This is a genomic window from Desulfonauticus sp., assembly GCF_055126295.1.
Genome location: NZ_JBSRHE010000003.1, coordinates 72,108 through 91,200 on the forward strand (window position 1 = coordinate 72,108; position 19,093 = coordinate 91,200).

A 19,093-nucleotide genomic window follows, 5' to 3' on the forward strand; every position below is an offset into this window, starting at 1 on the left:
AGAATAATGTATAGTCCAAGGCACCTAAAAAGTAAAACAGAATATCTTTAAAAAGAGATTATTTATTGACCTGCTCGGGTAAATTGGCTTAAAGTAAAACTACTTTCCAAGATGAGTACTTAGACGCTAAGGAGGCCTTTGCATGGGTGTGGTAGGAATTGAAGAATTAAAGCCAGGGATGATTCTGGCTAGTGATATAAAGACAGTTAACGGCAGACTTATCCTGCCCAAGGGCTTAACTTTAGAAGCAAAACATATAGAATACTTAAAATCCTGGGGTATCTCCAGAGTAGCCATAAGTGGAAGTAGCAGTAGTAATTCTTCCACCAAAATAAAAATTAGCCAGGAAGATTTATCCAAACTGGAAAACTACCTTTCCCCCTTTTATACCTGTAACGACTTTTCCAAGCCCTTTGTTAAGGCCATGTATTACCTAGCCCTTACCAGACTGGCTAAAAAACTAAATCAGGGCTGGAAAATCCCAGATGAAGATACCTTTATCCCTGTGGATGACGGTTCCTACGAAGACCTCTTTTTTAAAGGTGAAGGGGATTTTAAAACCCTGGTTCAAAAGGAAGTGGAGCTTATTTCCTTTCCTGATATTTACTTTAAAATTGTAGAAGCCATTAACTCTCCCAAAAGCTCCGCAGACTACATTGCCAATGTGGTTAGCAAAGACCCCAGTTTGTCAGCCAAGCTTTTACGCCTGGTAAACAGTCCTTTTTACGGCTTAAGCCAGAAGGTAGAAACCATCTCCAGGGCAGTAGCTATCGTAGGCGCAGATGAACTCTCCACTCTGGCTTTAGGCATTTCTGCCATGAGTGTCTTTAAAGACATTCCAGAAAAACTCATTGATGTGCGCTCCTTCTGGTTGCACTCCATTAGTGTGGGAGTAATTGCCAAACTTTTAGCCCAACGCAGTAACCTGGAACCTGAAAAGTTCTTTGTAGCAGGCTTACTTCACGATATTGGAAGACTGGTTCTCTTTAGACAACTACCCAGATTAGCCACTGAAGCGCTAATCTACTCTTATTCCAATCTTGTACCTTTAGTAGATGCAGAAAGAGAGGTAATTGGTTTTGACCATGCCCTGGTAGGAGCATCTTTAATTCAGGCCTGGAAGCTTCCCAAAACCCTAGGAGAAGCCATAAAACTACATCATTATCCCGGGCCTTATAAAAAACTGGAAGAAGGCCTTATCCACCTGGCCGATTTTATGGCTATAGGCCTGCATGTAGCTGAAAAAGGTTCAGTGGTCTTACCCCAGCTAAATCAATCTATCTTTAATTTTATCAATATCAGTAAAGATGAATTAAAATCTCTGGTCAACAGAGCAAGCACAGAAATAGAAGAGATAACCAGGATATTTTTGCACTAATAAAAAGCCCTCTTCTTGAAGAGGGCTTTTCTATTTTTAAGCAGAGGCAAGCCTTCTGGTTTGTCTTTTTAGGCGATGAATTTTCTTGCGGATAATCTCTCTTTCTTTATTGCTTTTGGCCTCTAATTTGGCAGCTTTTAATTCTCTAATTTTCTGTTTTAATTCTCTAATCTTAGACTTATACATGGCATTGGACTTGCCTTCCTCTTCTGTAATTCCCAACACCTCTTTAATGTTGGCCAAAAGCTCTTCCTTGGTCATTCCAGAAGCCCCAGTAATCTGGGGAATTTGCTCAATAACCAGCTGCCTGAGCTCTTTAGCAGTCATTTTCTCCAGGGGTTTTTTTAATTCAATTTTAATCTCTTCACTCACTTTTCTTCCTCCTTTTGCGCCTCAATTTCCTGAAAATACTTCACATAAGCCAAATAACAGGAATAAAGGGGTGGATATTTTTTCAATTTTTCACCGACTTTTCCCAGTTCACCTCTTGGCTTAGTTATTTGATAGCTTTTCGGCGCAGGGACTGTTATTCTATTCAGTGGGGTTTCATTCCTTAACAACTTCACCTGTACTTTGTCAAAGGCCTGCTGCCCTAAAAAATTATTTACTTTATTTAAAATTTCCAGGCTTAAAAAATGCGCTTCCTGCAAAAAAAGACTATCCTTAGCTCCAACCATTAAAACCTTTCCCTTTCGACCTAAAGGAAAAATATATGCTGCTAAAGGCTCCCCCAGAACTTGTTCCCATTGTTTCCAGAGAGATACAAATAATACCTGTTCTTTCCCTATTTTCTCAAAGTTTTCTTTAATCAGGTCTGCTAATTTGTACATAACTTGGCATATATCTGCTTTAACTCTTGCACATGGTTTTCAAAGCTCACCTTTTCTATTTCTTTTTTACCCTTGTTAACCATATTTAAAGCCAGCCTTTTATCTGACAAAATCTTTTCAATGGCTCTGGCGAGTTTATCCCTATCATTTTCTACAACCAAAGTTCCTCCAGGTACCACTTCTACCGAAGGCACATAAGGAGAAACAATAGCAGGAACGCCGCAATAAAGCGCTTCCAAAACTACATTCCCAAATCCCTCATAAGCTGAGGGGACAACCAACAAGTCTGCGTCTTTTAAAAAAGAACCCACATTTTGCTGATATCCAACAAATAAAACCTTATCTTCTAAACCAAGTTCTTTAGTAAGCCTAAAAAGATTGTTTCTCTCCACTCCATCACCCACCAGAACTAACACAGCGTCAGAAATATTTTGCACCACTTTTTGCATGGAGCTAATAAGCAAATTGAAATTTTTCTGCTCTACAAACCTGCCAATTCCCATGACAATTTTTTTGTCTTCTAAGTTATATTTACCTCTCAAAATAGGCTTTACATCTAACCTTTCAAACTTAATGGAGTTGTAGAGTAAAAAACACTCGCTGCGAGCAAAATTGTGGTCTTTTTTTATTATTGACATTACAGCCTTAGAATTTCCTATATAAGCGTCTGTACCAAAAGATAAGAGCTTATTAGCCAGTCTTCTGTGTGTTTTTTGCTCTCTTTTTATGTTGCGCAAATGTGTAATAACTCTTGTGTTTAAGTTTAAACTGGCCAATCTACCAAAATAATCCCCAGAAAAATGCAAGGTATGCACAATATCTGGTTTAATTTGTCGCAATACCTTTCTTAATTTTAAAACAGTATCTAAACGATAAGTATTTAAACCTTTTTTCCCCTGATTTAGGTTAATTAAAGGCAGGTTAGCAGCAATAAAGTCCTTTACCTTTTCTCCTGTGCCAGAGATATTAATCACCACAGGCTCTATTTCTGCATCTGTTTGAAGTTTACTTACTAAATCAAAAAGCCAGTTTTCCACCCCTCCAAAGGGTAGTCCACCAATTACAAAAGCTACTTTAATTTTTTCCATTATTTGTCTCAGAAGAAGTTAAGGTGGGAATAAAACTATAGTTCATCCTGGATTGGATTTGGTGCCGAAGGGGGGACTCGAACCCCCACGGGCGGATGCCCACTAGACCCTGAACCTAGCGTGTCTACCAATTCCACCACTTCGGCACGTGGATTTTTGATTATATAGATAAACCCAACTCTTGGCAAGAAGCAAAATAAGCTTATTTTTTCTTCTCCAGCCAAAAGTTGCCTGTCTTGTTTTTTTTTATTAGACTCTTCTTTTTGTGAGGATAGTTAAATGAAAATTAGCAGAAGCCTGGAAGAACTCAGCCAACAACTCTCTGCCTCCTGTGTAACCATAGGCAATTTTGACGGTGTACATATTGGGCATCAACAACTAATCAAAAAAACCAAAACAAAGGCTAAAACTCTGGGCATACCCAGTGTGGTAGTGACCTTTGACCCTCATCCCTTAAGGGTTTTGGTGGATAGTAAAACTCCTCCCTTTATTACCCTTACTGAACAAAAAATAGAGCTAATCTCCAAGCTAGATATAGATTATTTGTTTTGCCTTCCCTTTAATAAAGAGATAGCCAGGTTAGAACCTGAAGAATTTGTGTATACCTATTTAGTACAGGGGTTAAAAACCAGAGAGCTCCTGGTGGGTTATGACTATGCCTTTGGTAAAGGCCGTAAAGGTAATTTTCAATTGTTAAAAAAATTAGGGGAAAAATGGGGATTTCGCGTGGAGCAATTGCCTCCAGTGATGTATGATGGAGCCATTGTTAGCTCCACAAGGATAAGAGATTTAGTAAAAGCAGGGCTGGTCTGGCAGGCTCGTCCTCTTTTAGGCAGGTTTTATCAAGTTAGAGGTAAAGTAATCGAAGGTAAAAAAAGGGGAGGGAAACTGCTGGGATTTCCCACCGCCAATATTCAGTTAAAAGACGAACTTTTTCCCAAAACAGGAGTCTATGCAGTTTGGGTGGAGGTGCTGGATTTAATCAAAGCTGGTGTAGCCAATATTGGTTATAATCCTACCTTTGGCAATGACTACCTTTCTGTGGAGGTACACATCTTTGACTTTAAAGAAAATATTTACGGCAAAAAAATAAAAGTGCATTTTGTACAACGACTCAGAGATGAAAAAAAATTCAATTCTCTAGAAGAATTAACTGCTCAAATCCAGAAGGATGCTTTACTGGCCAAGGAAATTCTAAATTTACCTGAAGCTGCAATAATATGCTAAAAGTAATTTTAAAATCCTTAAAACAACTCTGGCAAGAAAGTTTAAAAATCTACCACATTATTACCAATGCACGCTGGTTAATGTTGGGGGTACTTACAGGCATTCTCTCAGGAGTAGCAGCTGTCTTGTTTTTTTTCGGAGTGGAAGGGGCTAAATTTTTACTATTACACACCCTTGCGGGGTTAAGTCTGCCTGCCCCTAGTGGAGAAGAAATTTTTCACTCTCACGCCTCTCTTACTGCCAGTAAACCCTGGCTTATTCCTCTATTCACCACCCTGGCAGGTTTAATTACTGGTTTATTGTTGCTTCGCTTTGCCCCTAAAAGCCTGGAAGGAGGCACAGACGGCACAGATAGCATGATCAAGGCCTTTCACCAACAAGACGGGATAATCGGCCTTTTGGCTGCCCTGGTCAGAGGTGGTACTTCTATTCTCACTATAGGTGCTGGCGGTAGTGCTGGACGAGAAGGTCCTATTTCTCTCATTGGTGCTGGAATAGGCTCCTTTCTGGCTCAAAAGTTAAAGCTATCCCCCCAAGAACGGAGACTACTTTTACTTACAGGTGCAGCTGGGGGGTTAGGCGCTATTTTCAGGGCTCCTTTAGGAGGCGCCCTAACTGCTGTGGAAGTAATTTACCGGGAAGACTTTGAGGCCGAAGCCATCTTACCGGCTGTTACCTCCTCAGTGGTAGCCTATACTATCTTTACCCTTGTCTTTGGCTCAGACCCCATTTTTAATATCCCAGATTTTAGATTTTCAGACCCTAGGGAACTAGTTTTTTATATTGCGCTGGCCCTATTTTGTGCCTTTACTGGCCAGTTTTATGTAAAAACTTTTTACTTTATTAAATATAAATTTTTCTGGCCCTTAAAAGAAAAAATAGGCATGCCTTTTACTCTAGCTGCTGGAGGACTGTTGATGGGAATCTTGGGCATGCTTTTCCCTCAACTTTTAAGCGGAGGCTATGGCTGGCTGGAAATGGCCATCTGGGGCAAGCTTTCTCTTTTAACCATGCTCTTTATTCTTATAGGCAAAACCATTGCCACTTCTATTACCCTGGGTTCTGGCATGAGTGGAGGCATGTTTGCTCCTGCCCTTTTTGTAGGTGGCATGTCTGGAGGCATCATAGGCTATATGGGGCAAATATTTTTCCCTCAAATCATTACCCAGCCTGGAGCTTTTGTCTTGGTTGGTATGGCCTCTTTTTTTGCCGGGATTGCCAATGCCCCTATTGGCCCTCTTGTCATGGTTTGTGAATTTTCTAAAGGATATGGCTTGCTAGCTCCTTTAATGCTTTCTTCTGCCATCTGCCTGGTATTAAACCGCAACATTTCCCTTTATGAAAACCAGGTGCACAATAAATTTGAATCCCCTGCCCATTTTGACGAAGCTGCCATCAATGTCCTGGAAAACTTACAGGTAAAGGATTACTATCAACCTAAAAGGGTCAGTACTTTTGAGGAATTTACTTCTTTTCCTGCTATGCTGGATGTTGTAGCCCACAGTAATGATTTTTATTTTCCAGTAAGGGGAAAAGATCAAGTTATAACTGGCATAGTCTCTGTCCAGGATTTGAGAAGGGTATTGTTTGAAGATGTGTTAAAAGACCTGTTGGTAGCTAAAGATGTAGCCAGAAAGCCATATACAGTAACCACTGAAGACAATTTATACACTGCCCTGATTAAATTTTTGGAAAGCGATTTTGGACAACTACCTGTATTGTCTCCCCAGGATCCCACCCATATTGTAGGGCTTCTAGCCAGAGAAGACGTATTTAAGGCCCTGCACAAAAAAGAGCACTAAAAAATTATTCTCTAAACTGCATTTCATATATTTTACGATAAAGTTCACAATTATTTAACAACTCTTCATGCTTTCCTATCGCCACAATTTCTCCCTGATTTAAAACTACAATTTTATCAGAACTCAAGACAGTAGATAACCTGTGGGCAATAACAATACTGGTCCTTTTGGCCATTAAATTATCCAGGGCTTTTTGGACTATTCTCTCTGATTCTGTATCTAAGGCACTGGTGGCTTCATCTAAAATTAAGAGAGGAGGGTTCTTTAAAATCGCTCTGGCAATGGTAATTCTCTGCTTCTGCCCTCCAGAAAGTTTTACTCCCCTTTCTCCAATCACAGTATCATATTGCTGAGGTAGTTTCATAATAAAGTCATGAGCATAAGCAGCTTTGGCTGCAGCAATCACTTCTTCTTCACTGGCTTCAGTTAAACCGTAACGAATATTCTCCCTAATCGTAGTGTTAAACAAAAAATTATCCTGAGAAACTATACCCATAAATAATCTCAGGCTAGTCAAAGAATATTCTTCTAAAGGTAAACCATTTAAAAAAATGGTTCCTTTTTGTTGAATGTAAAACCTGGGAATCAAATTTACCAAAGTACTTTTTCCTGCTCCACTGGGACCTACAATAGCTACCTTTTCACCATTTTTTATGGTTAAATTAATATTCTGTAAGGCTGGTTTTTCTGAGCCTGGATAAGTAAAGGTTACATCCTTAAATACCAATTCCTTAAAAGGAGGTTTTAATTCCTTTTCTCCTGCTCTTTCTATGGCCAGTTCTGGAGAATCTAAAATTTGAAAAACCCTTTCTGCACCAGCTAAGGCCTTTTGAATAGTCAGGTTGGCACTAGTAAGCTTTTTTAAAGGGTCGTAAAGCATAACCAGAGCAGTCATAAAGGAAAAAAAGGTGCCTGGAGTAGATTCACCAGCAACTACCTGGCTTCCTCCATACCAGACCACAAGGCCTGCGCCTACAGCCCCAATAAACTCCATTACTGGAGAAGAAAGCTCATTATATTTAATTTCTTTAATAGCAATATTAACTAACCTAGAATTTTCCTTTTGAAAGTTTTTATCTTCCTTTTCTTCTGTAGAAAAGGCCTTTACAACCTTTATTCCACTAAATATCTCTTGTAAAAAAGAAGATACATCTGATATTTTACTTTGATTTTTTCTACCCAGCTTTCGCAACTTTTTGCCAAAATAAATAAAAGGGTATACAGCTATAGGCAAAACTAAAACAGCAAAAGTAGCCAGATAAGGGTCTCTATAAAAAACTACAAACAGAAGTCCCAACATGGTAAGAACCTGACGTATAAGCATAACCAAACTGGGAAGGCTGGCTCTAATTAAAGTAACATCACTTAAAATCCTGGACATGAGCATTCCTGTTTGGTTTTCATCAAAAAAATATATTGGCAATCTAACTATTTTAGAGTGTAGTTCATTGCGTAAGGTTTCTAAAACTTTCAGTCCACAGTAATTCATCTCATAGTTTTGCAAAAATCTAAAAATCCCCTTTATAATAAAAACAACAACCAAGGCAATGGGAATAAAAATAAGGGCCTGTTTATCTTTGTTGATAAAGATATCGTCTAAGGCTGGTTTTACCAAAAAAGCTGCAGCAGCAGAACAAGCAGCTACAATCGCCATGGAAATCAGGGAAATAAAAATCCTAAACTTATAGGGCCAAAAGTAACTAAGGCATCTTTTAAAAAGTTTTAAACTATGAACATCTTTTATTTCTGAGGTTAATTTCATTTTAGTTCCCAAGTATAAGTTGTAGTTTTTTTATCTTCCTTTTTCTTGCGAAAAAACTTAAAAAATATCATGGAGCCCAAAAGATTACTTTGTATAGTCAACCTTGTTTTAAACCAATTTAAATCTTTTTTTCGCCCCACTCCTAAGCGATGAAAATAATAGGGGTTGGTTCCATAACCATTTCTAAACCTCTCTAAAGTAAAGGCTCCCTTATAGCCAGCAGTTTTTAAAGCCTTAAGACTTACCTGGTCAAAATGTCCCCAGGGCCAACAAAAAAACTGCTCATCCTGCTTATTTATTTCCTTTATCCTGGCCAAGGATTCCTGAAAATCCTTACAACAAAATTCATACCGCTCTTTTTCTGTCCTGCGTCTAAACTCTATTTTATCTCTACCTTCTTTAACCGGCCAAAATCCATCATAAGCATAAGCACTCCCAATATCAAAAAAGGGATAATTGTCTTGAGGTTTTTCATAAATACCCCAAACTGACCAATGACTTTTATCCTTTAACACGCCTTTAAATTCCAAATTCTTAAAACATCCCTGGTGTCTTTTAGAATGACTATAAACCTCATGACCAAAATCTTCAATCAGGGCCCTTAATTCCTGAAGGGTCATAAATTGAGAATAATCTTTTTTTTCTAAGGCCAAACGAAAGGAAGTGGAGAGCTTTTTTAAGTCCGTAATTTCTTTAGGATGCCGAACTCTTCCTTCAACAATGAAATCACTTACTGCAAAAAAAACTGCTCTAAAACCATACTTTTGCAACAGAGGAACTGCAAACTTCCAATTACTTAAATGACAATCATCAAAGGTAAGAACAATATACTTATCATCTATATATTCTTTACCTTTTACTATTCTATAAAGCTTACGTACGCTTATAGTCTTATATCCTTTCTCTTTTAAAAACCTTAGATGACTTTCAAAGATAGCAAGAGGATGACCACCTGGGGTACCTACATCATGATAACAGAGAATGGGAATTGCTTTAAAGAAACTAACCATTATTTTTTTGTAATAACTCTTTATATATATTTAAAAGTTTTTGAGTCTTCACTTCTGGCAAAAATAATTTTTGTAAAGGGATTATTTTACTTTTAATCTCCTCTCTCAAGCTCTCCGAAGTTATTAACTGCTCTAAATACAAGGCCAGTTGCTTGAAATCTCCTGGCTTAAACAAAAAACCTCTTCCCTCTAAAACTTCAGGAATTCCTCCTACTTTTGAGGAAACTATAGGCAAACCTGCAAAAATAGCTTCCAAGAGTGTATTGGGCATACTTTCACTTAAAGATGGAATACAAAAAATATCCATTATCTGAAGATAGTCTGCGATATTATTTATATGACCTAAAAAACAAACTTTTTTTTCTATCTTTAGCCTACTTATAAGATGCGTCCATTTCTCTTTTTGCGGACCAATTAAAATCAACCTCCAGTTATCCACTTTTAATAAACTAGCAGCCTTTAATAAAATATCTACCCCCTTATAGGAAGCATCACCACTAATACTTCCTATGACCACATCTGTTTTAGATATTCTAATTTTTTCCCTTACTAGGGCTGGCTCTAGGTTAGAAGCAACTCTATTTCTAGGAATAGAATTGTACAGTAGCTTTATTTTTCTTTTAGGAACACCTATCTTTTTTAATGTTTTAGCACAAGCCAAAGAATTAACAGTAAAACAGTCAATCCCTGGAGACCAATAGGGAAAAGGATTATTAGGGACAAAAACTACACCTCTATGAGCAAGTATAATCATATTTTTTTGCTTAAAAAATAAACTCCACCACGCCATTCTTTTTATAGCTTTATTATGGTAAACATGTATAATAGAAGGATTAAAGCTATCGATGAATTCTTTAAAAAAAGTTTTCCATTTTTTTACATCTTTTGGCAATTCAATCCAATTAGTTTTAGAACATTTATTAATAATAGTAGCACCTTTAGGAATTATAAAAGCTGTATTATGCCCTAGTTTACTCAACTCTTGAATAGTATACAGTGCTTGCCTCGTGCCACCACTACTTGTACTAGAAGAAGAGAAAAAAACTATTCGCAGGCTTGATAATACCATTTTAAAATACCTTCTGCTCTTTTATCCCAGGTATATTGTTTAGCTGTATTAATAGCATTTCTAGAAATAAGGTTAATTTGCTCAGTAGATAAAGATAATATTTCCCTAATCTTTTCGATACAATCAACAATATTTTCTGCCTCAAACAAAAAACTGTTCACCTTATGGACCAGAATACTTCTAATGCTTGAAAGGTCAGAAGCTAAGATAGGTTTACCTGTAGCTAAGTATTCAAACATTTTTAAAGGAGACATTGAATCAATAAGCTCTCCTGTCTTTAAATAAGGCATAATTAAGATATCAGCTTCCATAAGACAGTAAGGAACATATTTATAATCAATGTACGCATGCACATAACAATTTTTTATTCCCTTAGATAGGGATAGTTCTTTTATATACTGAACTTTTCTTTTATCTCCACCTATTATCACAAAATTTAATTCTGGCATATATTTAGCTATCTCTAATAAAAAAAAAGGACCTTTTTCTTTTCTTAATGAACCAACATATAACACTATCTTTTTTTTATATATACTTCTATCTTTAAACAATCTACCTATATAGTCCTTTTTTAAAGAATCCAGTTTAAAAAAAGTATTACTTATTCCATCTGGAAATACTTCTATGTTATCCTTCTTTAAACCCTCTTTTTGATATTGAGAAAAAATATGCTCAGAAATAGCTATAACTTTTCCATAATTATAACTATTAATATTTTCTACAAACTTTCTAAAATATTTAAATTTTTTATCCTTAGAAAACACATGAGATTCATAAATAAATTTTTTCTTTTTTTGAGCAAGAAAATATGCAATTGGTATACTTCTAGTAAAAAAAAGATCTTCAAAGTTTTTAATTTTTTTTTCTATATAAGCAAAAGCTGAACTCTCAAAATAATCTAGTTTGTCTTTTTTCAAAAAAATAACATTTAAATTACCAGGATAACAAATACCATACCTATGAAAATTTAATTTTATTAAGTTTAAAAAATACCTTTTAAACTTAAAAGGAATATAAAGATAAATTTCTTTTACAAACTTAGATAAAGAGTTAACCATATTAACTATCTGAATAGAATTGGCACTATGAGAAGGAATATGAGTCTTAGCAAAATATCTAATAACCATCTTTTAAATACTCAATTCTCGCCTTAAATAAACCAAGAAACAAAAACATTCCCCCCCTAACGCTATTTACATCCAAGTGGACGTGTAGTTGCATGTTTAAATATATTAATAAAATTATAAGCGCTATCAAAAAGGAAAAATCATCATAAGAATATTTCCACATACCAAGATAAAAAGCATATATAAACATAAACGTTATAGTTAAAAAACCCAAAATACCTGTTTCTGCAAGCAACTGTAAACTAATATTATGGGCATCTTGATATCCAGCACTCTCCACAGAGCTGTCATAGTGTCTATTCCTTTTATCTAAATAATTTCTATATTTTTCTTTAAAAGACTTATACCCATGACCTATAATGGGATTTTCCTTAAACATATTAAAAGCAGCCAACCAGAGGTTGTATCTATGATTAACTGTTATATGACTAAGGGGATTATCAGAAAGGCGCTTTAGCTTATTATGGGTAAAATATATTGATAACAAAAATAAAACAACTATACTTATAACGACATATATTTTAAATTTCTTTTTGATCAAAAACAAACCACTACACCCTAGCAAAGACACTAGAGGAGTTAACTCTTGCAATATAAAAACTAAATAAAATAAAAACAATATTGTTACTATATAAAAAATTTTAAAAAACTTTTTTTTCACACGAAAACAAAAAAACAAAGATACAAGAACCCCTATAGACAAAAACAAAGAGCTTCTGGAAATATTTTTAAAAAACAAAAAAGCAACGTTAACCATTCTTAAACTATCGTAACGATAAAAATAACATACAATAACGGTCAACAAAACAATAACAACATAACAATATAAATATTTTTCTATATTTTTAGATTCCAGATATCTTCCAAGCAAATAAGGGAAAATCGCCGTTAACACATCAAAACTTTTATTAACAGAAAAAGAATTATAAGCTGAGCTTATAATCGCCACAGCCCAAAATAAAAAAATAAAAACAACAAACTCATCTCTATATATATATTTAAAAGAAAATTCATTTTTAAACACAAGAAAAGTAAGATAAGCTATACACACAAAGTTATATATATCTACTTTTACAGGCAAAAAAAACAAAAATAATAAAAAAAGACTGCAGAAAAAAATATCATAATATGAATATAAAATATTTTTAAAATTCAAAGTTTGCTCCTTCAATCCTTAAGAAAACTTTCAAACTCCAAAATCTTTTTATCTAAAGCTAATTTCTGAAAAAACAAATCCCAATATTTCTTTTTCATTCCTAAAATAACATCCTTATCAAACTTTAAAAAATTTTTTAATATCATATTAATATGACTATTTTTTTTATAAAGAAAAAAATCACCCTTCAAAACCTCTCGTACTCCACCCACATCTCTAGCCACACAAACAAGTCCCTCAGCCATGGCTTCAAGCAAACTATTGGGCAAACCTTCACTATAGGAAGCTAAAATAAAAACATCTGCCTTACGCAAAATTTTTCTTACATCCTTTTGAAATCCATACCAGCTAACTCTATCTTCTAAATCCAGCTTCCTGGCCAATTCTTTTAGCTCTTGCTCGCACCTGCCTGTTCCCACCACATGATAATGGAAATTATACCCTTCTCTTTTTAGTTCTGCAAAGGCCTGTAAAACATCTTTATGCCCTTTATCGGGATTTAACTGACTGGTTGAAACAAACTGCAAAGGAGTGTTTACTTTATCAGGCGGAGAAGGCCTGACTTCCTTGCCAGTCATGATAACTGTTATTTCTTCTGGCTTTAAAAAGGGTAAATTTTGTAGCAATCCTCTTTTTATATATTCACAAGGAACCAATATCCTGGGTTTAATCCACTTATGCATCAGTCTAACATCTAATTTATTTTTCATATCGCCAGGAAGACCAACTCTATGAATAACAGGTATATTCAAAATCCTGGCAGCAATCCCTGCAGTGCGCATATCCTTGCCCACATTTACTATTACTCTGGAAATATTTCTTTTTTTAAAAAAATTAATAAACCAGCTTATTGCTAAGGGATTATAGTCTGGACCAAAATTAACTGCATAAGCTTCCAATCCCATTTCTTTAGCCCTATCCAAAAAAGGACCTTTTCTGGCCAAAATGACACTTTCAATATCTGTATATTTCTTTAAGCCCTGAGCAAGTTCTAAAGTCCAGGTTTTTACTCCTCCCCATTTATGAGTGGAATTGACAAAAGCTATGCGCATAACAAACTTAAATAAAGCTCTTTAGTTCTTTTATACATTGCCTCTAAAGAAAACTCCTGCTCTAGTTTCTCTGTATTAGCTGCTGGTAAACTCAGAGCTTTTTGTATATTTTCTAAAATAGAACAATTTGAATCTATAAACCTAATTCTAGGATAATATTCTTTAATTTCTTCAATACACTTGCTATATCTGGCCAAAATAGGAAGCCCCCAAAACCCAGCTTCCAGCACCACTCCTGGCATTCCTTCTATACCTGGCTCAGAAGTAAAAAATAACAAATCAAAAACAGAATAGTATTTGTTTACATCCTTTACTTCACCAGTAAAAACAAAGTGCTCTTTAGCAAAAGAAGGGATTTTTGACTGCCAATATTCAATATTACCCCCTCCAACTATCAAAAACAGAAAATTTTTATCTTGCTCCAATATCTTTAAAGCTGAATCTATAAAAAAATCCAGTCCCTTGCCCTTAGCAATCCTACCTACAAAGCCAATAATTTTCTGTTGATTATTGGTTACTATTTTCTCCCTTAATCCTCTATTAACATTATTCAAATCCACTTCAAGTCCATTATGAAGTATTAATATTTTATTTTTTAGACCAAAGCTATTTTTTAGATAAAAATCAAGTGCTTCTTTAGATACAAAAAGAATTTTATCTGTAAATAAAAGATGTATAATGTTTTCTTCTAGAGCCTGTTTTTTTTTATGTATCCATGAAGAAGCATACCAGTGCAATTTAGCCAAGTGCACATTAGCTATCTTTACCTTTACTCCAGCTAAACTTGCAGCTAAAATCCCAGAAATATTTCCTCCCAGAGAATGAGTATGCACAATATCTGTCCCATATTTTTTAAATAAAGAGCTTAACTTATATATACCTACAGGGTCCCATTTTCCTTTTAAAGGAAGGAAATGGGTTTTAACGCCCAATTCTTCTAACTCAGAAAAAAATATTCCTTTATCCTTATAAGTTACTACATGAACCTCAAAATCTTTAGTAAGCAAAGGCAGCAAGGAACGAAGTCTTCTTTGTACCCCTCCTATGTTCAAGTTATTGGTAACTCTAAAAACTACAGGTTTATTCTTTAACATTTTGCAATAAATTTAAAATCTTGCCTGCCAGCACCATGGCCCCAAAGCCATTATCAATATTCACCACGCCCAGGCCAGGTGCACAGGAGTTTAACATGGCCAGTAAGGCCGTAACTCCCTGAAAATGGGTACCATAGCCCACAGAAGTAGGCACTCCTATGATAGGTTGAGATAAAAGTCCAGCTAAAACGGAAGGAAGGGCGCCCTCCATGCCAGCAACGGCTATAATTACCCTGGATTGTTCTAAAAAAGAGAAATACGCTTCCAATCTATGCAGGCCAGCTATCCCCACATCAGCAATAAAACCAACCCTATAATCAAAAAACAATCCGGTATAATAGGCCTCCAATCCCACCTTTACATCAGAAGAGCCAGCACAAACAACCAGTATATCTCCTTCTGGAGAAAGTGTGGGGTCCAATTTTTTATTAGCAACTAAAAGCTCTGCTTCTGGGGAATAAAAATGTAACTGAGAAGATAAATTTAAATTTTCATATTTATAATTATCCAATTTGGTAATTAAAAAAGCCCTGTTCTCTTTATAAAAGTTTTCTATAATAATTTTTAGCTGCTCTACAGACTTGCCTTTGGCAAAAACTACCTCTTCAATGCCAGTTCTAAACTTTCTGGATTCATCCAAACAAAGATCAGCATTAAGTCTCTTTAAGCTAAGTTTGCTAAGCTCTCTAAAAAAATCTTCTTTGGATATGTTTTCTTTTTCTAAAAAGACATTTAACTTATCTAAAATATCACTCATTACATAGTAAGCCTAAAAGTATCTGTTTCCAGTTTCTTCTCCAGTTTATTGGCAAAAATACTCATGGAATAACAGCAGATAAAATAAAGCATGGCTACTGTTGTATAAATCTCAAAAGGATAAATCATAAGCCTGTTGTTCAAGCTTTGAGCTACAAAAGTAAGTTCTAAAACACCAATAACATAAGCCAGAGAAGTATCCTTAAAAATAGCAATGAATTGCCCTACTATAGCAGGAATCATCTGTTTTAAGGCCTGGGGCAAAATAATTTTACGCATGGTTTGAAAATAAGTAAGTCCAGTACTATAGGCAGCTTCAAATTGTCCTTTGGGAATATTTTGAATGCCTCCTCTTACTATCTCAGCCAGGTAAGCGCCGGTAAAAATAGTAAGAGCAATAGTAGCACTCCAGAAAACATTAATATAAGTTTTAGTAAAGATGGGTACAAAAAAGTAAACCCAAAAAATAACCATAATTAAAGGATTGCCTCTAATCAATTCAATATACAAAAGAGAAGGTATTCTAAACAATCTATATTTACTGGTCCTGCCCAAACCAACTACAAGGCCGATAAAAAAACTTACACTAATAGCAATAACAGACATAATAACTGAAAAGGCCAGTCCCCCCAAACCCCAAAAGAAATCTCCAGGCTCTTTGGAAGGAAAGCGCCAAATCAAAAGATAACGAAAATTATCCACCACCACTTTCCAGTTTAAGTTAATTATTCCTGAAAAAGCTTTATATGTGAGAAAAATCAAAGCAGAGACAAAAGACACCTTTAAAATTAAAACTACAATTTTATTTAAAACTACTAACAATCTATGTGTAAACAGGCTTAGTCCAGTTAGTTCCAGTTTATTTTCTTTTCTCTGGAATAATTTTCCCACCCAGGAAAATAGCTCTAAAATAAAACTAAAAGGAGAAAAGACTATATCTGCCAAGATATGTGTCCAGTTTTTATCTTCCTTTGGGACCAATTGCAGTTTGGCATTTACCAAGTTTAAAATTCCTGCAATAGAAAGGGATAAAGATAAATAAATAAAAGTAGCAGCTGTAGTAGCTTCAAAGCCTCTAAAGGTAAGTGATTCTATTTGTTGAGATTGCCAGCAAAGTTCAGGGACCCCCACCACCATGGCCAGAGATGAATTTTTCATGTTATTTAAAAATTCACTACCCAGGGGTGGAATAATAGAGCGAAAAGCAAGGGGTAAAATAATTTTGCGTAATACCTGAAAATAAGAAAGGCCCGAAGAATAAGCCGCTTCTAACAATCCCTTGGGAATAGATTGGATACCAGCCCGAATAACCTCAGCCATAAAAGAACCTGTATAGATGGAAAGCCCCAGGGTTGCACTAATAAATTCATAATTTTGGGAAAATAAAAATTCTCTCCAGGCTTCAGGCAAGGCTTGAGGCAAAGCAAAATACCAGAAAAAAAGCTGAACTAACAAAGGAGTATTGCGAAAAAACTCTACATAGACAGTGGAAAAATAATAGTAAGGTTTAAAAGAGGATAACCTACCCAAGCCAAAAATAATACCCAGAAGTAAAGCTAAACCAGAACTAATAAGAGAAATTTCAACTGTTAGCTTTAAACCTCTGATTAAGTAATACCCTAAATTTTCGCCATAAGTTTCATTAACTGTATAAAGCACAGACCAATCAAACTTATAGCCAAAATCAAAAACAAATCCCCAGTAATAAACCAGGCTCACTAAAACGCTAAGTAAGAGTACATTTTGCAACCAGTTTCTTTCTAAAATATAGCGCCACATTCTCTACATCCATTAAAGAGTTTTTTGATAAAAAAAGGCCCAGGGCACACCCCGGGCCTTTATAACTACTTATTTTTTTAGGGCCACATTTCAATAGTACGAGTAAGAGGAAAGTAATAAGGAGTATCTGGGCCATACCACTTGTTGTAAATCTTCATATAAGTACCATCTTTCCACATATCTTGAATAGCAAAATTAACAGCATCTCTCCAATCAGAATCATTTTCAGGTAAGCCAATGCCATAAGGCTCATCGCTAAAAAAATCGCCTACCAGTTCATACTTACCAGGTTCTTTAGCTGCATAACCAAGCAAAATAGTGGAGTCAGTAGTCCAGCCAGCAACTCTATCCATTTTTAAGGCTTGGAAACACTCTGACTCTTTTTGAAAAGAGATAACATTCTTTTCATAATTGGGGTCACCAAGTTTCTTTAACAAATTCTTTACATTAATTTCAGAAGTAGTTCCCTGCTGAGTAGCAATCTTTTTGCCAATAAAGTCTTCCCATTTTTTATAAAGACCTTTTTTGGCCAAAATCTTCTGCCCATCAAAAAAGTAAGTAATGGAAAAGTCTATGGACTTATCCCTTTCTCTTTTATGGGTCATATTGGCTACAGACATGTCAATTCTGCCTTGCTGGACAAAAGCAATTCTGGTCTTGTTGTTTACAGCCACTCTTTCCAGCTTGCAGCCAAGTCTTCTGGCAATTTCTTCAGCAATATCCACATCAAAGCCAACCCACTCGCCCTTTTCATTATAAAAGGCCCCTGGAATGGAATCGGTCATGATTCCAGCCCGAATCACTTTGGTCTTCATTACCCTTTCATAAGTAGGGCCAGCATAGGCCAAACTGGCCAGCACCAAAACCGCAATCATTCCCAAAAACACAGTTCTTAGTTTAAACATAAAAACCCCTCCCTTTTGTATTTTTAAAGTTATACCCTAAAAACCTCTTAATGACTCAAGATTTTACTCAAAAACAACTTGGTCCGTTCACTCTTGGGATTATTAAAAAAGGCATCAGGAGTATTTTCTTCTATCAGCCTGCCATCATCCATAAAAATGACTCTATCTGCCACTTCCTTGGCAAACCCCATCTCATGAGTAACCACCACCATGGTCATTCCCTCTCTGGCCAACCCCTTCATAACGTCCAAAACTTCATTAATCATTTCCGGGTCCAGGGCTGAAGTGGGCTCATCAAAAAGCATAATCTTAGGCCGCATGGCCAGGCCCCTGGCAATAGCTACTCTTTGCTGCTGTCCTCCAGAAAGCTGAGGGGGATAGGCATTGGCCTTGTCAGGAATATTTACTTTGGCCAAAAGTTCCATAGCTAAATCTTCAGCTTCCCGCACATCCATTTTACGCACTAAAATGGGGGCTAAAGTAATATTTTCCAAAACGGTCATGTGGGGATAAAGATTAAATTGCTGAAAAACAAAACCTATTTCTGCACGCAAGGCTGTAAGGTTGGTCTTGGGAGAATTTACATCCACTCCATCTACTAAAATTTTACCCTTTTGAATGGGCTCTAGCCTGTTAATACAGCGGATAAGGGTACTCTTGCCCGACCCACTAGGCCCGCAAATAACAACAACCTCACCCTTTTTTATTTCTAAATTGATATCCTTAAGCACATGATGTTCACCAAACCACTTGTTTACATGCTCTATCTTTATCAACGCTAACACCCTCTCCTTAAACGAATTGACGCAAAAAACCTTAGCAAAGAGCTTTCCCCTTAGCAAGAAGGGAAACAACTCTTTAAATAATTTATAAAGACTGTTTTAAAGGTAAAATGGCCCGCCCTGAGGGATTCGAACCCCCGACCTGCGGATTCGAAGTCCGACGCTCTATCCAGCTGAGCTAAGGGCGGGAAATAAAAAAGCTATTTGCCAGAATCAAGCTTTAAACCAGTGATAATTAAGGCAAGAGCAATCAAAGCTACCAACAAAATAAATCCA

17 protein-coding genes and 2 tRNA genes are annotated in these 19,093 nt (G+C 35.9%); 3 read left to right on the plus strand and 16 right to left on the minus strand.

From position 1 onward, the window contains the following. Nucleotides 1-142: 142 nt before the first annotated feature. Nucleotides 143-1,378: an HDOD domain-containing protein gene (locus tag ACTCIM_RS02575; RefSeq protein WP_472313705.1), complete on the plus strand. Its 1,236-nt coding sequence runs from the start codon at nt 143-145 to the stop codon at nt 1,376-1,378. A 36-nt stretch (nt 1,379-1,414) separates the two neighbouring features. Here ACTCIM_RS02575 and ACTCIM_RS02580 read toward each other — a convergent pair whose 3' ends face one another. From ACTCIM_RS02580 to ACTCIM_RS02595, 4 genes are all read right to left on the minus strand, one after another. Next, entirely contained in the window at nt 1,415-1,750 is a 336-nt protein-coding gene (locus ACTCIM_RS02580) for a hypothetical protein (protein WP_029968223.1), read from the minus strand. Then, on the minus strand, nt 1,747-2,208 hold the full coding sequence (locus ACTCIM_RS02585) for a DciA family protein (RefSeq protein ID WP_464278788.1): 462 nt from the start codon (nt 2,206-2,208) through the stop codon (nt 1,747-1,749). Before ACTCIM_RS02585 ends, ACTCIM_RS02580 begins: the two co-directional genes overlap by 4 nt. Further along, nucleotides 2,196-3,296, minus strand: a complete 1,101-nt coding sequence (locus ACTCIM_RS02590; protein WP_472313708.1) for a glycosyltransferase — start codon at nt 3,294-3,296, stop codon at nt 2,196-2,198. Before ACTCIM_RS02590 ends, ACTCIM_RS02585 begins: the two co-directional genes overlap by 13 nt. 59 nt (nt 3,297-3,355) lie before the next feature. Beyond that, a tRNA-Leu gene (locus ACTCIM_RS02595) sits at nt 3,356-3,442 on the minus strand. 133 nt (nt 3,443-3,575) lie between these two features. Here ACTCIM_RS02595 and ACTCIM_RS02600 point away from each other — a divergent pair. Continuing rightward, nucleotides 3,576-4,523 carry a bifunctional riboflavin kinase/FAD synthetase gene (locus tag ACTCIM_RS02600; RefSeq protein ID WP_029969781.1) on the plus strand — a complete coding sequence of 316 codons (948 nt, stop codon included), beginning with the start codon at nt 3,576-3,578 and terminating at the stop codon, nt 4,521-4,523. After that, on the plus strand, nt 4,517-6,325 hold the full coding sequence (locus ACTCIM_RS02605) for a chloride channel protein (RefSeq protein ID WP_464278790.1): 1,809 nt from the start codon (nt 4,517-4,519) through the stop codon (nt 6,323-6,325). Before ACTCIM_RS02600 ends, ACTCIM_RS02605 begins: the two co-directional genes overlap by 7 nt. A gap of 4 nt (nt 6,326-6,329) precedes the next feature. Here the strand turns inward: ACTCIM_RS02605 and ACTCIM_RS02610 are convergent, their stop codons facing one another. The 12 genes from ACTCIM_RS02610 to ACTCIM_RS02665 all read right to left on the minus strand — a co-directional run bounded on the left by ACTCIM_RS02610 (nt 6,330) and on the right by ACTCIM_RS02665 (nt 19,005). Next, nucleotides 6,330-8,087, minus strand: coding sequence for an ABC transporter ATP-binding protein (locus tag ACTCIM_RS02610; protein ID WP_472313710.1), 1,758 nt, complete (start codon nt 8,085-8,087; stop codon nt 6,330-6,332). Then, nucleotides 8,084-9,097 carry a polysaccharide deacetylase family protein gene (locus tag ACTCIM_RS02615; RefSeq protein ID WP_472313712.1) on the minus strand — a complete coding sequence of 338 codons (1,014 nt, stop codon included), beginning with the start codon at nt 9,095-9,097 and terminating at the stop codon, nt 8,084-8,086. The genes ACTCIM_RS02610 and ACTCIM_RS02615 overlap by 4 nt, the downstream gene beginning before the upstream one ends. Beyond that, nucleotides 9,090-10,166 (minus strand): glycosyltransferase family 4 protein, encoded by a 1,077-nt coding sequence (locus ACTCIM_RS02620; RefSeq protein WP_472313714.1) that lies wholly within the window; start codon nt 10,164-10,166, stop codon nt 9,090-9,092. Before ACTCIM_RS02620 ends, ACTCIM_RS02615 begins: the two co-directional genes overlap by 8 nt. Next, complete coding sequence (locus ACTCIM_RS02625; RefSeq protein WP_472313715.1) at nt 10,142-11,293, minus strand: glycosyltransferase; 1,152 nt, start codon at nt 11,291-11,293, stop codon at nt 10,142-10,144. The genes ACTCIM_RS02620 and ACTCIM_RS02625 overlap by 25 nt, the downstream gene beginning before the upstream one ends. Next, nucleotides 11,283-12,449, minus strand: coding sequence for an O-antigen ligase family protein (locus ACTCIM_RS02630; RefSeq protein ID WP_472313717.1), 1,167 nt, complete (start codon nt 12,447-12,449; stop codon nt 11,283-11,285). Before ACTCIM_RS02630 ends, ACTCIM_RS02625 begins: the two co-directional genes overlap by 11 nt. Nucleotides 12,450-12,460: 11 nt before the next feature. Then, nucleotides 12,461-13,501: a glycosyltransferase gene (locus tag ACTCIM_RS02635; RefSeq protein ID WP_472313720.1), complete on the minus strand. Its 1,041-nt coding sequence runs from the start codon at nt 13,499-13,501 to the stop codon at nt 12,461-12,463. Next, the gene (locus tag ACTCIM_RS02640; protein WP_472313722.1) at nt 13,492-14,595 is read right to left on the minus strand and encodes a glycosyltransferase; all 1,104 of its coding nucleotides are present in this window, start codon (nt 14,593-14,595) and stop codon (nt 13,492-13,494) included. Before ACTCIM_RS02640 ends, ACTCIM_RS02635 begins: the two co-directional genes overlap by 10 nt. Next, complete coding sequence (gene larB / locus ACTCIM_RS02645; RefSeq protein ID WP_472313724.1) at nt 14,582-15,352, minus strand: nickel pincer cofactor biosynthesis protein LarB; 771 nt, start codon at nt 15,350-15,352, stop codon at nt 14,582-14,584. The genes ACTCIM_RS02640 and larB overlap by 14 nt, the downstream gene beginning before the upstream one ends. Beyond that, the gene (locus ACTCIM_RS02650) at nt 15,352-17,130 is read right to left on the minus strand and encodes an amino acid ABC transporter permease (protein ID WP_472313727.1); all 1,779 of its coding nucleotides are present in this window, start codon (nt 17,128-17,130) and stop codon (nt 15,352-15,354) included. Before ACTCIM_RS02650 ends, larB begins: the two co-directional genes overlap by 1 nt. Before the next feature lie 77 nt (nt 17,131-17,207). Next, nucleotides 17,208-18,035: an ABC transporter substrate-binding protein gene (locus ACTCIM_RS02655; protein WP_472313730.1), complete on the minus strand. Its 828-nt coding sequence runs from the start codon at nt 18,033-18,035 to the stop codon at nt 17,208-17,210. 47 nt (nt 18,036-18,082) lie between these two features. Further along, a complete protein-coding gene (locus ACTCIM_RS02660) occupies nt 18,083-18,811 on the minus strand; it encodes an ATP-binding cassette domain-containing protein (RefSeq protein ID WP_029966403.1) in 729 nt (242 codons plus the stop codon). Nucleotides 18,812-18,928: 117 nt separating this feature from the next. Continuing rightward, a tRNA-Arg gene (locus ACTCIM_RS02665) sits at nt 18,929-19,005 on the minus strand. Nucleotides 19,006-19,093 lie beyond the last annotated feature (88 nt).